The sequence below is a fragment of the Candidatus Acidulodesulfobacterium ferriphilum genome (assembly GCA_004195035.1).
GTDB lineage: Bacteria > SZUA-79 > SZUA-79 > Acidulodesulfobacterales > Acidulodesulfobacteraceae > Acidulodesulfobacterium > Acidulodesulfobacterium ferriphilum.
Genome location: SGBD01000001.1, coordinates 398913 through 413792, shown reverse-complemented (window position 1 = coordinate 413792; position 14880 = coordinate 398913). Strand labels below are relative to the sequence as shown.

Genomic DNA, 14880 nt, shown 5'->3' with positions numbered 1-14880 from the left:
AGGTTATGATCTTTAAGGGAAAAGTTTTTAAGTTCGGGGATAATATAGACACGGACGCTATAATTCCGGCAAGATACTTAAATGATTCAAGCGATGAGAATTTAAAAAAACACTGTATGGAAGATGCTGACCCCGCATTTTCCTCCAATATTTCGAAAGGCGATTTTATTGTTGCGGGAAATAATTTTGGATGCGGCTCCTCAAGAGAACATGCCCCAAGGGCTATTAAAGTCAGTGGCGTCCCGGTCGTTATAGCAAAGAGCTTTGCCAGGATTTTTTATAGAAATTCCTTTAATATCGGCCTGTTTATTTTAGAAGCAAATACCGATGATATAAATAATGGGGATATGCTCGAGGTAAACACCGATAACGGCGAGATTAAAAATTTAACTAAAAATAGCGTTATAAATGCAAAGCCCATTCCTAAGTTTATGTCCGAGCTTGTTAATGCGGGGGGATTAATGGAATATGCGAGAAAAAGGGTTAAGGAAGGAGGACTTAAATAAATGATGAAATTGGCGCTTTTTGCAGGCGACGGCATCGGCACGGAGGTTTCCTCGGAGGCTGTAAATGTTTTAAAATTTGTTCTGGACGAAAATGGAGCGGCTTATGAAATAGAAGAAGGCCTTGTCGGCGGGGCGTCTTATGACGAATATAAAAATCCTATAACCGAAAGAGCCCTTAAACTTGCCAAAGAATCGGATGCCGTTATTTTTGGAGCGGTCGGCGGACCAAAATGGGAATCTTTGCCGATTGCCCTTAGGCCAGAAAAAGCCCTTTTAACACTGAGATACGAACTCGGGCTTTATGCAAATCTCAGACCCGCAAAAATTTATGACGAACTTATAGATGCTTCTCCCTTAAAAAAAGAAATTGTAAGCGGAACCGATATGATGATAGTCAGGGAGTTAACCGGCGGGATTTATTTTGGACAGCCTAGAGGGGTTTTTGATATGGAAGACGGTCAAAAAAAGGGCGTCAATACTTTAGTTTATACAACGAATGAGATAAAAAGGATTGCAAAAATCGCATTTGAAATTGCCCGCAAAAGAAGGAAAAGGGTTTTATCGGTCGATAAGGCTAATGTTCTGGAGTCCACCGAACTGTGGAGGCAAGTTGTGGCAGCCGTTTCAAAGGATTATCCCGATGTCGGGTTAAGCAATATGTATGTGGACAACTGTTCGATGCAGCTCATAAGGCAGCCAAAATCGTTCGATGTTATTGTTACCACAAATATGTTTGGGGATATATTGAGCGACGAATCATCGATGGTGGCAGGTTCAATCGGCATGCTGCCGTCGGCCAGTTTGAACGGCAGAAAGGGGATGTATGAGCCGATTCACGGCAGCGCTCCCGATATCGCAGGACAAAACAAGGCAAACCCGCTGGCGGCAATTTTGTCCGTTGCAATGATGCTCCGTTATAGCTTTGATATGGATAATTTGGCTGCGGCGATAGAAAAAGCCGTAGAAAGGGTTATTAAAAAAGGATATAGAACCCTTGATATTTATTCTAATTCCGCAGGAACAAAACTTATCGGCACAAAAGAAATGGGCAAAGCGGTTATTTCAGAATTAAAAGATGTTAAAGCCCGGGCGTAGGCCCTGATTCTTACAAAGGAGTTTTATGAAAAAAGATAAATATAATGTCGGCATTGTCGGCGCTACGGGATTGGTCGGGAGAGAATTTTTAGAGATATTGGAACAGAGAAATTTTCCCGTTATGGAACTTTACCTGTTTGCTTCCGAAAATTCTATGGGAGAGGCCGTAAAGTTTAAAGGCGAGGATTATATCGTCGAAGCATTAAATGAAGATTCTTTTAAAAAAAAGAAAATAGATATTGTTCTGTCAAGTCCTGGAGCATCTGCCAGTTCAAAATATTCTCCGCTTGCCGCAAAAGAAGGCGCTATCGTAATCGATAACACTTCATATTTTAGAATGGACGACGATATTCCTTTAGTTGTTCCAGAGGTTAATCCCGACGATATACGGCATTACGGCAAAAAGAATATAATAGCAAATCCCAATTGCTCCACTATTCAAATGGTTGTTCCGCTGAAACCGATTCACGATAAATATAAGATAAAAAGGGTTGTCGTTTCAACTTATCAATCAACCTCGGGGGCAGGGAAAAAAGCAATGGATGAGCTTTTTTACCAAACCACAGGGATTATAAACGCAAAAGGCGATATATTTCCAGAGAAGTTTCCCGTTCAAATCGCATTTAATTGCATACCTCAAATAGATGTTTTTAGTGAAGACGGTTATACCAAAGAAGAAATTAAGATGGTAAAAGAAACGCATAAAATAATGCATGACAAGGGGATCGGCATAACGGCGACGACCGTCCGCGTACCCGTATTCTTCTGTCACGGCGAATCGATTAATATCGAAACCGAGAAACCTTTCGATATTAAAGATATTAAGGCTATGTTGTCCGAAACAAAGGGTATAAAGATTGTGGATAATATATTCAGCGACGACCCTGACGAAAGATACCCTTACCAGACGCATGTTGCAGGGCTGGACGATGTTTTTGTCGGAAGAATCAGGAGAGATTTTTCCATACCGAACGGCTTAAATTTATGGGTTGTTGCGGATAATGTCAGAAAAGGGGCCGCCTTAAACGCTATTCAGATAGCAGAAATACTTATACAAAAGTATTTGTGATTAAATTTAATGGCGCAATCCAAAAATCATGAGATAGTCAGGAATTTATCGGTAGTTTCGTTTTTCACTTTAATAAGCAGAATTTTAGGTTTATTAAGGGATATTTGTATTGCGTATTTTTTTGGCGCCGGCGTTGCTACCGATGCCTTTTTTGTCGCGTTCAGGATACCGAATCTTTTTAGAAGACTTTTTGGGGAAGGGGGGCTTTCGGCGTCCTTTATCCCTGTCTATTCAGAGAGCTTAGTTAAAAAGCGGGCGGAGGAATCCTCTGACCTCTTGATGACCGTTTTCACAATTCTTTTTTTTATTCTTTTATTTCTCTCATGTCTGGGCGTTTTGTTTTCTTTTATATTTGTCGCTATAACCGCCCCGGGTTTTCTAAATAAGCCCTTTGAACTTCATCTTACCGTATTTCTTACCAGAATGATGTTTCCTTACATATTTTTAATAGGGCTTACCGCTTTTTTTGCGGGGGTTTTAAATGTCCATAATTCTTATGCCCCGGGTGCAATATATCCCATAATATTAAATATTTTATTTATAATTTCCGCTATCTTTTTAAGGCCGTTTTTTCACGAAGGCATATATGCGCTTGCTATCGGGGTTATTATCGGCGGCATTTTGCAGATTTTATCTCAGGTTTACTATATTAAACGAAAAAAAATCAAGCTGGGATTTAGATTTAATTTTAAAAATAGCGATGTAAAGACCGTTTTTAAATTACTTACCCCTTCGCTTCTCGGAATGGCTGTAATACAGCTTAATCTGCTGTTCGATACCCTTCTTGCATCGTTTTTGCCGTCCGGGAGCATATCATATCTTTACTACGGGGACAGGCTCTACCAATTTCCGCTCGGGGTATTTGCCATAGCCATGCAAACGGCAATTTTTCCGGCGCTTTCCGCTTCTTTTGCAAGGGGCGATATAAAAGAGGTGGATAATGCGTTTAACTTCTCCGCATCCCTTATGTTTTTCATAATAATACCTTCAAGTATAGGGTTAATCTTATTAAGAAATCATCTTGTAAGATTAATCTATATGCATGGGATTTTTAATTTGATAGATGCGCAAAAAACGGCATCCGTCCTCCTTTTTTTTATTATAGGTCTATGGGCATCGGCATTGCTAAAGACCGTGGTTCCGGTTTTTTATTCGATGAAGGATACTAAGACCCCCGTTAACGCAGCCGTATATTCTTTGATAATTAACATAATCCTTGCCGTAATACTTATGCAAATAATGGGGGTTGACGGATTGGCTTTGGCCTCGAGCATTTCTTTGATTTTTAATTACTTATTCCTTTTGAGAAGGCTTTATTCAAAAAAAAGGATAGGACTGGGAAGCGGTTTTTTTAAGTCCTTCATAAGGACAATAGCGGCAAGCATCGTTATGGGAGTTTTTGTCGAGCTTATAATAATTATTTTAAACAGGTTAAACTATCGTTCTTTAATGATTGTAGTCGTTTCTCTCGTCATAGGAATAGCATCTTACCTTTTTGCTTCATTTATATTCAAAAACGATTCGCTGCGTGTTATGCGGGATGTTTTAATGAGAAAATATTAAAGTATTAGAAAACTAAAAAATATAGGGTAAAATAAAAAAGCGCTAAGGTTTATAAAATAAATGCAAGGTGATGAATTTTCTTGACCGGTCATTATAAGAAGTATTATGATAAATTTATAAAATAAAAACCGGCGATGCTTATAATAATATAAAAACAATAAATAGGCGATAAAACTATTAAAGTTATGAAATTAAGTTCTGCTGAACTTCGTTTTCCTGAAGACTTTACAAATCAAATAGTTTGCGGAGATGCCGTAAATATTATGAAGCAAATCCCCGGCGGTTCCGTTGATTTAGTTATTACCTCGCCGCCGTATAATTTAAAAAATTCTACCGGAAACGGCATGAAAGACGGCCGCGGCGGGAAATGGGCAAATGCCGCCCTTCAGAAAGGCTATTCCCACCACAATGATTGTATGCCTCATGATAAATATGTAAAATGGCAAAGGGATTGCCTTAAAGAAATGTTCAGGATAATTCCAGATTCGGGGGCTATTTTCTACAACCATAAATGGCGCGTTCAAGCCGGAATCCTGCAGGATAGGCAGGACATAGTTTCGGGTTTTCCCGTAAGACAAATTATTATATGGAAAAGAAAAGGGGGGCTGAATTTTAACCCCGGCTATTTTTTACCTACCTACGAAGTTATCTACCTTATTGCAAAACCAAAATTCAAACTTATAGAAAAAGCCAATAGATACGGCGATGTGTGGGAATTTACGCAAGAGATGAAAAACGACCACCCCGCCGCATTTCCCATCAGTCTTATTGACAGGATTATATCCTCGACCGATGCCAAAATTGTTTTAGACCCGTTTATGGGTTCCGGAACGACCGCTATTTCAGCGATTAATTTTAACAGGGATTATATAGGAATTGAAATATCCCCTGAATATTGCGGCATGGCGGAAGAACGGATTAAAAAACATTTATCCCAAGGCAAGCTCTTTTCTATGGTATGAAAAAACCTGTAATATATACAAAACAAACTTTAATAGATAAATTAAAAGAAATTTATGCAATAGGCTGGATTCCAAACGCCCGCAAAGGAAACCACGGCGGAATCGGGAATACCTTGGAAGACTTGCTTGGTATTAAAGAGAATAATTTACCGATTCCAAATGCAGCCGAGTGGGAACTTAAATCGCAACGCATTAACTCCACGTCTCTTACCACCTTATTCCATACGGAGCCTTCCCCAAGAGCTATTCGTTTCGTACCGCAAGTCTTTTTGCAAAGATACGGCTGGCCGCATAAAGAGGCAGGCAAACATTATCCTGAAAACGAAATGAGTTTCAGGCAGACTATCCATGGATTATCAAGGAGCGATAGGGGCTTCATGGTCGTTATAGACAGGAAGGAAAGAAAGGTTTTAATTTCCTTCGATGCCAAAGCCGTTGATATAAGGCATGCCGATTGGCTTAAGACGGTTAAGGAGAATATAGGGCTTGGGGAATTAGATCCGCAACCATATTGGGGTTTTGATGATTTAGAACATAAAGCGGGAACAAAACTTTTAAATTGTTTTTATGTTCAGGCGGAAGTTAAAAAGGAGAAAGCTAAAGAGTTTTATAAATATTCAAAAGTTATGATGTTGCAGAAGTTTAATTTCGCGGGCTTTTTAAAAGCAATCGAAGACGGAAAAATATTGGTAGATTTCGATGCCCGCACCGGACACAATCATGGAACGAAATTTAGGATGAGGCAGAACGCGCTTCCTTTGCTTTATGGAAAAGCTAACGTGATTATATAGATTTTTGTTATACAAAACAAAAAATATGCCAGTATGGAATTTAAATAATATGTATTTATTGGATTTTAGGATATGAACAAATCGCAATTAATAATAAAAACAAATTATTATATTGGCATTATTCTTTTTTATTTAAGATTTTATAAAAAAGCTAAAGAAAGTTTTTCGAAAGTTTTAAGAATAAACGATAAAAATGCGGAAGCATACAATTTTAGAGGTATGACTTTTGCTGCTTTAGGGCATTACCATAAAGCTATCAATGATTACATAAAAGCTACAGAACTTAACCCTGATTATATTAATATTAATTTTCAAATAAAAAGCCGTTATTATCCTTTCTTAAAAGAAAAATATATTAAAACCATTAAAGATTATATAATTGAACTAAAATTGACTAATACAGGAGAGTTTCCTAATTATCCAAGATGTGCTTATATGCGAAGAGGACGAATTTATTACGAACTAAAAAAATATGAGGAGGCCATTAGCGATTTCACAGAAGTTATAAAATTAGATTTAGAATCAAAACATGATGACGCAGAGGTTTATAATTTTAGAGGAATGTCCTATGGCTCTTTAAAAGAATATGATAAAGCCATTGACGACTTTACAAAAGCCATAGAAATAAATAAAGAATATACTGATGCGTATAATAATAGAGGTTCAACTTTTCGAGATTTAAAAAAATTTCAGAAGGCTTTCGACGATTTCACAGAAGCTATAAAATTAAATGATAGAAATTCCAAAACCTACAATAACAGGGGACTAACATATTTTGATTATAGCGAACAACAAAAAGGTAATGATAGAAAATATGAAGATACTATAAATAATGCTATTGACGATTTTACAGAGGCTATAAAATTAGATGACAAAAATGCAGAAGCTTACAATAACAGGGGATTAGCTTATTTTTATTTGCGCAATTTAAAAAATAATGAAGAATATGGAAATATTATTAATAAAGCCATTGACGATTTTACAGAGGCTATAGAGATTAAAAAAGAGTTTGCAGATGCTTATAATTATCGTGGCGCAGCTTTTGCTTCTTTAGGTCCCGATAATCCCGACAATTATAACAAGGCTATCTCCGATTTTACAAAGGCTATAGAACTAGACAATAAAAATGCTGAATTCTTTAATAATAGGGGGTTATCATATCTTGATTCAGGCGAAAAAAACAAAGAGGCTATAAGTGATTTTTCTGAAGCAATAAGAATTAATTCTAAGAATGCTGAGTACTATAAAAATAGAGGAACGACCTATTATAATTTACGCAAATATCGAAAAGCCGTACATGACCACACAAAAGCAATAAAAACAAATTCAAATAATAATGAGTTTTACTCATTTAGAGCCTCTGTTTATTTTAGAATGGGTAAATATCAAAAAGCTATTAAAGATCTCAAAATAGTAATAACAAAAGAAAAAGATGCAAAAGAATTAAGCTATGCTTATGCCGACAGAGGAATAAATCATTTTAATTTAAATGATTATAGTGCAACCATTAAGGATTGCACAAAAGCTATAAAATTATTTCAAGAATGTGATAATGCTTACTTCCTTAGAGGAAGATCTTACCTTTTTTTAAGAAAATACAAAGAGGCTATCGAAGATTTTACAAACACAATTAAAATAGATCCAAAATCTATAAAGGCCTATAATTACAGAGCATTGGCTAACTACGATAACATCCAAAAAGCTAAGAATGATTGGGAAGAAGCCATAAAAATAGAAATAAATCAGGATGATTATCAAAAATACGATTATTATGACGAGATTTATATTGACAAAGGGAGAGCCTACCTTAATTTGGAAAGCTACCCTGAAGCTATCAATTTTTTTACCGAAGCTATTAGAATAAATGATAAAAATACTGAAGCTTACAGGCTTAGGGGATTGGCAAATTATGAGTTGGAGCTATATAAAGAGTCTATCAATGATTTCACAAAAGTTGTAAATGCAAGACCTAAAAAAAATATGGATAAAAACATTACAGCCGAGGCTTTTAACTATAGAATTAAGGCTTATAATTATCTTTCCTATTGTAAAATAATACGCGCACATTTGTGTAATCTTCGTCATCCAATTTTATATTCAAATGTAATTATAGAAAATATAATATCAAATATATCTTTTATTGAATCTTTAATGATGTTGCTTGGAATTGCTTTTTTGATAATTGGTATTTTTATTGATTTGCTTAATTTAATCCCTGAATTTAAATCATTTTTTGGAATAATTATAGGATTGGGATTGGGTTTAATAATAGATGCTATAATTGCAAAATATGAAATTAAATCAAATGAGGAAAATGTTAATAAGGTAATTCTTGGTGAACCATCTCTCCTTGAAAAGAAATATTGAGCAATATATTTAAATTTTTATATACCGTATTAAATTTAAACTCACAAGTATTATGAATTTATATATTGCCAAATTAAATAAAATTTAACTTAACTTGAATATTTTATAATTAGATTATATATTATTATATAAAGCCTTGATGGTGCGAGCTTTTTATGCTGTGTAAAATTTTAATTCAGTTTAATATGGGAGATTCAATATGAAAAAAGAAGTTTTTTTAGATTCCATTTACACCATGGAGCCAAAATCTTCAATACAAAAATGGAGCGGGCACTGGAATTATCAATGGGGCAGCAGAATATCCCCTTATGTTTCAAGTCAATATAGATGGAGAAAAGAGGGAGAAAATAATTATACTGTTCAGGATAAGGAAGGGATTATATGGAAAATGGACGAAGAAGCTTTTAACGAGTTTATCAGTCATGAACAAACAAAATAATTTAGATTTGCGATCTCCGTTGCTTTTGGTTATTGAAATAACCGATAGGTGCAATTTAAATTGTAAGTACTGTTATGATAGATTTGGCTATAATAAAAGAGAAAATTGCGATATTAGCCTTGAAGATTTCTCGTTAATTGTCGAGGAAGCCAACGAGATTGGAATATTTGATATAAATTTAAGCGGCGGAGAACCGTTTATTCATAAAGATATATTGAAATTTATTGAAATAATCAAATCAGCTAAACTTGGAATATCAATAGTTTCAAATGGCACATTTATCGGCAAAGAAATTGCAAAATCGTTATTTGAACTTGAAATAATACCTTTTATTCAAATCAGTTTTGACGGTCATACGCCGGATATCCATAATAAAACCAGACAATTATATAATGAAACTTATAGAGGTTTTATGAATTTAGTTGAAGAAGCTGGCAATAAAGAATTATCCCCTTCTATAGGAATAGTTATAAATAAATATAATTTTTTAGACATTTCTGAGGCTATAGATTTTTTTAGTAAATTTACCAGCCGATTTCATTTAATGAATGTTATGGGTCATCCAGAAATAGAACTGAGTGCTATCGAAAGAGATATATTTTCCGCTGAAATCATTCCGCAAATAAAAGATATTGCAATATCTAAATCTATAGCTGTTTCAAATTTTAATGATAAAAACCCAACAATTACAAATTTTCAAGCAAGAGATTCACATATTGATTGCCTTGCCGGTTTCACTACGTTAGTTTTATCCCCCAATAAAGAAGTGTTCCCTTGCGATATTGCAAGATATAGCCTTTCAGAATGGAATGGAAAGGGCTCACTCTTAAAGATTTTTAATAATAGCAAAAAATTATGGAGAAACATGACAAAACCATGGTGTCTATCCGATTTATGTGCATATTCTTCAGACTGTGATGAACATTTGCTTTTTTGAAGCGTTTAAATTATAAAAAACTTTGGAAATAAAAATGTCTGTATTTAAATATATCGGGGAAATTTTATCCAACTTTTACTTCAAATACTGATCGTCACTTGGATGTAGGCAAGGTCTAATAAAATTAAAAATGCTCGGATAGATGAGAACTTGTCATAATTTTTTGTGTAAAAATAAATAATTAGGAGGTAAACTCAATGCTTAAAGGAACCGTAGAAAATATACTCGAAAAAATTAAGAAACACCGTTCTCTTTATGAACAAAACGAAATGGCTGTGAGAGAACAAGTAATAAATCCGCTCTTAAGAAGTTTAGGTTGGGATACTGAAAATCCCGAAGATGTTCAACCAAATATTTCAATTGATGAAGGCAAAGGCATACCCGATTATGTTCTTATTAAAAACGATAAAAAAGTGATTTTTATTGAAGCCAAGAATTTATCTACAGATATTGAAGAAAAATCTGATATATCACCGCTAAAACAATTAGCGAGATACTGTTTTTCTGAAGGGATGAAATATAGCGTTTTAACCAACGGGGTAATTTGGATACTATTTAGATCATTTGAAGAAGGAACAACCGTATCAGAGCGAATAGTATGGAAAACGGATATGGAAAGCGATGGATTAACTGCCGTTATAAGAAAACTAAATACTATCAGCAAAGAGAGCATTGAAAATATCGAAAATCTTATAAATAAACTTAAGATACTTGATGAGGTCTGGAAATCGTTGATTGAGGAACCGGAAGAAATAATAAAAGGATTAACCCCTGTTTTTAGTAAAATAATAATTGAAGGGTATCCGGATTTTAAATTCGAAACTATGATGATTGAAGATTTTTTAAGAGAGAGGATTAAAGAAGGAATTTTATCCGCCGAGGAAATTGAGCCAGAACATACCAATACTCAGGTTGAAGAAAACATAAATCCAAAGAGCATTAAAATTAATGGTAATTATTTTGAGGTAAGAAAATCTCTGGAAATATTGACTAATACTGCGGAATGGCTTATTAAGAAAGGTAAATTGACTAGGAAGGAGTGTCCGATACCAACGGGCCGCAAAAGAAATCTGATTAATACAGAACCTAAACATAGGTATAAGGATAATTTTAGAGCGCCAAAAAAATTATCTAACGGATTATTTATTGAAACGCATTTTAGTACCGCCGGTTGTATTAACAATAGTAGAATGCTGCTTGAAAAATTTGGATACAAAGGAAATATTCTGGAAGTGCATTAGATTTCAGGCTTAAATATGGCAGACGCCATATTTTAAATCTTGCGATTTTGACTTTTTTGACTATAATGTTATAATTAACTATAAATATAAATTTATAAGTGCCGAGAGGTCGTCAAAAACATAATTTGAGAAACATCGATAAAATACGGAAGGCAGCAGCTGCGGAGCGGAAAACGGCGCAGGCGGTTATGGTAAAGGAGTGCGAGCCGAAAGAAAATGTTTCCGCCCGTATTGAAAAGATCGAGTTGGAAGACATTGACCTTTTCAATAAGTTTTCCAGCCCATCCTCGCATATCTTAGATATTATCGGGGCTGAATTTGCCGTCGATATATCGGTCAGGGGCAATGTTTTGTTGGTTAAGGGCAGTAAGGAAAATGTGAGAATTTGCGGCGAATTTATATATGACCTCATAGATTTATATAAAACAAATAAAGTTGTTACGGATAACGATTTAATAAGACTGGCAAAGATGAAAACTGAAAGCCCCGGTCAAAATATCGGCGCCAATTTTTATAATTCCGTCTTAATAACCCCGAGAAAAAAGATTGTAGCTCCCCGAACGATAAATCAAAAAAAATATGTGGACGCCATTTATAAAAACGATATAGTTATCGGGGTCGGGCCTGCAGGGACTGGAAAAACTTATCTTGCTATGGCTTGTGCAGTGTCGTTATTTCAAAAAAAGCTGTTTGACAGAATAATATTAACGCGCCCCGCCGTAGAAGCCGGTGAAAAATTGGGGTTTTTACCCGGAGACATTTCACAAAAAATCAATCCTTACTTAAGACCTTTATATGACGCTCTATACGAGATGCTCGAGTTTGATAAAGTAATGAAACTTATCGAAACGGATGTTATAGAGGTTGCGCCGATCGCGTTTATGAGGGGCAGAACCCTCAATAACTCTTTTATAATATTGGATGAAGCGCAAAATGCCACAAACGAACAGATGAAGATGATGCTTACAAGAATCGGTTCAGGTTCAAAAATTGTCGTAAACGGCGATATAACGCAAACCGATCTTCCTTTAGATAAAGAATCAGGTCTCTTAACCGCAAGCAAGATTTTAAACAATACCTCAGGGATCGAAGTAGTACATTTTAACGGGACTGATGTGCTAAGGCATAAACTTGTTCAAAATATAATAAAAGCCTATGAAACGAACGAAATTTCTCGAATTTCTAAAAAATAACGCCTTAGAAGCAGGAAACCGTTATTATCCCCTTTTAGCATTACTTTTAATATCCTCAATATTTTTGACCTTTTTGCTTTACAACGGCGTGGAATTCATTAAGAACAAGTACAAAGCGGGTGAAATTGCAAAAAAGACAATAATAGCCGAGAAAAGTTTTAGGTATATTAATGTAAAGGCGACCAACAACCTGCTTAAACAAAAAATTGAAAATACCCCCGATGTTTACTTGTTTTACCCCGAAGTCAAGGTAACGCTCCTGAGAAAGATAAGGAGGGCTTTTGCCTTTGCAAGATCTTATAAACATGCTCATCCGCAAAATAATGGAAATTTAGCCGTATCAGGGAATATATTCGCTTCGAAGCTTGGCATAAAATTAGACAAAGCCACCCTCAACGAGTTTTATTTTTTAAATTATAATAAAAATGTCGAAAATTATATTTTAAAAATAGTTGACGATATTTATAAAAAAGGTGTTTTGTCAGAGCCGCCTTCGAATGATAAAAAGATAGAAATAAGAAATGTTATAACAAACAGCTCAAGGATAATAGGCTATCCCCAGATATTTTTCACACTAAACAAGGTTAAAGGTTTTACATATTATTATACGAGGCAGTATTTGAGCTTTTTGCCGTCTTATATGCAGAACGATATATATAAATTGGTTTACCGTGTTATTAAGCCTGATATTGTGTATTCTAAATATCTTACGCTAAAAAAAATCGAGGATATTAAAAAGAAAACCCCGCTTATCTATATACATGTGGATAAAGGTATGCTTCTGATTAATGCGGGCAAGCTTATCACTAAATCCAAGGCTCTCGAGTTAAATACCTACGAATCGATATTTAAATTAGAAAACAATATTCCCTCCCTGATCGGCCTATTTTTTGTTGTCGTAATTCTTTTGTCTCTTTCCTATATTTTTCCTTATAGATATATCAGGAAGTTCAGATTATCGCTTGATTTCAAGAATATTCTTTTTATCATTACGATTTTAATAACATCTATTTTGATAATTAAAGCGGGGATTATTTTCGCGAATGCCCTGACTTTATATTTTCCGTTTATTAATCGTAACGATATTTATTATTTAATACCCTTTGCCTTCGGTCCCATGCTGATTAGAATAGTGTTGAATTCGGAGGTTTCGGTTGTTTATATAGCCCTTTTTTCGATTTTAACATCGATAATTTTCAAAAACTCCATCTTTTTTATGATTTACACATTTGGCGGGAGCTTAATCGCATCCTATGAGGTTTTTGACTTTTCTTCATGGGGCAGAATAGTGAAAGCGGGGGTTATAACCGGCGTTTTAAATGTCTGCATAGTTATCGCATTCGCTTTAATGAGGCTTAACCTGATCAATATCCAGAACATTTACAGCATTGTCTTTGCGTTTTTATCGGGCGTTATTTCATCCATAATGGTAATCGGGCTGATACCTTTACTTGAAAGGATTTTTGGATATACGACGGATTTTAAACTGCTTGAGCTTTCAAATACCAATCACCCTTTGTTAAAACAATTATCCATTGCGGCTCCCGGCACCTATCAGCATTCGATAATGGTTGCCACACTGGCGGAATCAGCCGCATTTGCCATCGGCGCAAACCCCTTGCTGACAAGAGTCGCGAGCCTGTATCACGACATAGGAAAGATCATAAAACCAAATTATTATATCGAAAATATATCTAATCGAGAAAACCCGCACGATAAACTTGCCCCGACGATGAGCAGTTTGATAATAGCCTCCCATGTTAAAGAGGGGCAGGAGCTTTCAAAAAAATATAGATTGGGAACCAGGGTCGAAAATATAATTAGCGAACATCATGGAACATCCATGATTGGAGCATTTTACGAGAAGGCTTCTAAGGAGAATAAAGACGAGGGTCTTTCCAAAGACACATTCAGATACAACGGGAAAAAGCCCCAAACCAAGGAAGCCGGTATAATAATGTTAGCCGATTCCGTCGAGGCTATTTCAAGGACAATGGTTAATATTTCTCCATCCCGGTTAGAATTAATGGTTAGAAAGACGGTGAATAGAATTTATAGCGACGGACAACTCGATGAGTGCGAGTTGACATTAAAAGACCTGCATATTATAGGGTCGGCATTCGTTAAAGTGTTGAACAGCGTTTTTCACCAAAGAATTCCTTATACGGGCAGGTCACTAGAATATGAAGAAACGGAAGCCAAAGAAGATAGTAAATATAACGAATCTCCAAAGGAAGCAGGGAATAAATCAAAGGTTAGTCCGTTATATCGTTCATAGCGCTATCCTAAATCTTTTTTGCGGTTCTTACGAAATCGATATAATTTTTTGCTCCCCTGCCTATATACGGAAACTAAATAAAGCTTACCTGCATAAAGATGCCGCGACCGATGTTTTATCCTTTGAAATCAAAGAGTATGAGGGGGATATTTTTCATATAGGAGAAATTTATATAGCTCCGTCCGTTGCCCGGAAAAACTATTTAAAATACAAGGATTTTTGGGAGAAAGAAAAATGGATTACATGTAACAATAGCAGGGGCATAAATCCCTGCAAGATTAACGGATTCAACAAAGAATTAGCCCTTTTGATAATTCACGGAATTTTACATCTTTTTGGATATGTTCATGACGAAGAGCATATTTTAGATATTAACGATGAAACTTACGATAAAGAAATGAAGGATATGCAAAAACTATTATTCGATAAGATTTGAATA

General features: G+C 35.3%; 12 protein-coding genes. All 12 read left to right on the top strand.

The genetic code is table 11. From position 1 onward, the window contains the following. The first annotated feature begins 8 nt into the window (after positions 1 to 8). The 12 genes from EVJ47_02080 to ybeY all read left to right on the top strand — a co-directional run bounded on the left by EVJ47_02080 (position 9) and on the right by ybeY (position 14877). On the top strand, positions 9 to 506 hold the full coding sequence (locus EVJ47_02080) for a 3-isopropylmalate dehydratase small subunit (protein ID RZD15545.1): 498 nt from the start codon (positions 9 to 11) through the stop codon (positions 504 to 506). Beyond that, positions 507 to 1601: a 3-isopropylmalate dehydrogenase gene (gene leuB / locus EVJ47_02075; GenBank protein ID RZD15083.1), complete on the top strand. Its 1095-nt coding sequence runs from the start codon at positions 507 to 509 to the stop codon at positions 1599 to 1601. A gap of 25 nt (positions 1602 to 1626) precedes the next feature. Beyond that, positions 1627 to 2670, top strand: coding sequence for an aspartate-semialdehyde dehydrogenase (locus tag EVJ47_02070; protein ID RZD15082.1), 1044 nt, complete (start codon positions 1627 to 1629; stop codon positions 2668 to 2670). A 9-nt stretch (positions 2671 to 2679) separates the two neighbouring features. After that, the gene (murJ, locus tag EVJ47_02065) at positions 2680 to 4233 is read left to right on the top strand and encodes a murein biosynthesis integral membrane protein MurJ (GenBank protein RZD15081.1); all 1554 of its coding nucleotides are present in this window, start codon (positions 2680 to 2682) and stop codon (positions 4231 to 4233) included. Between the two features lie 185 nt (positions 4234 to 4418). Further along, complete coding sequence (locus EVJ47_02060; protein RZD15080.1) at positions 4419 to 5195, top strand: site-specific DNA-methyltransferase; 777 nt, start codon at positions 4419 to 4421, stop codon at positions 5193 to 5195. Then, positions 5192 to 5986 carry an MvaI/BcnI restriction endonuclease family protein gene (locus EVJ47_02055; GenBank protein RZD15079.1) on the top strand — a complete coding sequence of 265 codons (795 nt, stop codon included), beginning with the start codon at positions 5192 to 5194 and terminating at the stop codon, positions 5984 to 5986. Before EVJ47_02060 ends, EVJ47_02055 begins: the two co-directional genes overlap by 4 nt. 72 nt (positions 5987 to 6058) lie before the next feature. Beyond that, a complete protein-coding gene (locus EVJ47_02050; protein RZD15078.1) occupies positions 6059 to 8353 on the top strand; it encodes a tetratricopeptide repeat protein in 2295 nt (764 codons plus the stop codon). Between the two features lie 308 nt (positions 8354 to 8661). Next, positions 8662 to 9729, top strand: coding sequence for a radical SAM protein (locus EVJ47_02045; protein ID RZD15077.1), 1068 nt, complete (start codon positions 8662 to 8664; stop codon positions 9727 to 9729). Between the two features lie 197 nt (positions 9730 to 9926). Next, entirely contained in the window at positions 9927 to 10970 is a 1044-nt protein-coding gene (locus EVJ47_02040; GenBank protein ID RZD15076.1) for a hypothetical protein, read from the top strand. Positions 10971 to 11158: 188 nt separating this feature from the next. Beyond that, entirely contained in the window at positions 11159 to 12163 is a 1005-nt protein-coding gene (locus EVJ47_02035) for a PhoH family protein (protein ID RZD15075.1), read from the top strand. Beyond that, positions 12126 to 14441, top strand: a complete 2316-nt coding sequence (locus tag EVJ47_02030) for an HDIG domain-containing protein (GenBank protein ID RZD15074.1) — start codon at positions 12126 to 12128, stop codon at positions 14439 to 14441. The genes EVJ47_02035 and EVJ47_02030 overlap by 38 nt, the downstream gene beginning before the upstream one ends. Further along, a complete protein-coding gene (gene ybeY, locus EVJ47_02025) occupies positions 14347 to 14877 on the top strand; it encodes an rRNA maturation RNase YbeY (protein ID RZD15073.1) in 531 nt (176 codons plus the stop codon). Before EVJ47_02030 ends, ybeY begins: the two co-directional genes overlap by 95 nt. The last annotated feature ends 3 nt before the right edge of the window (positions 14878 to 14880 follow it).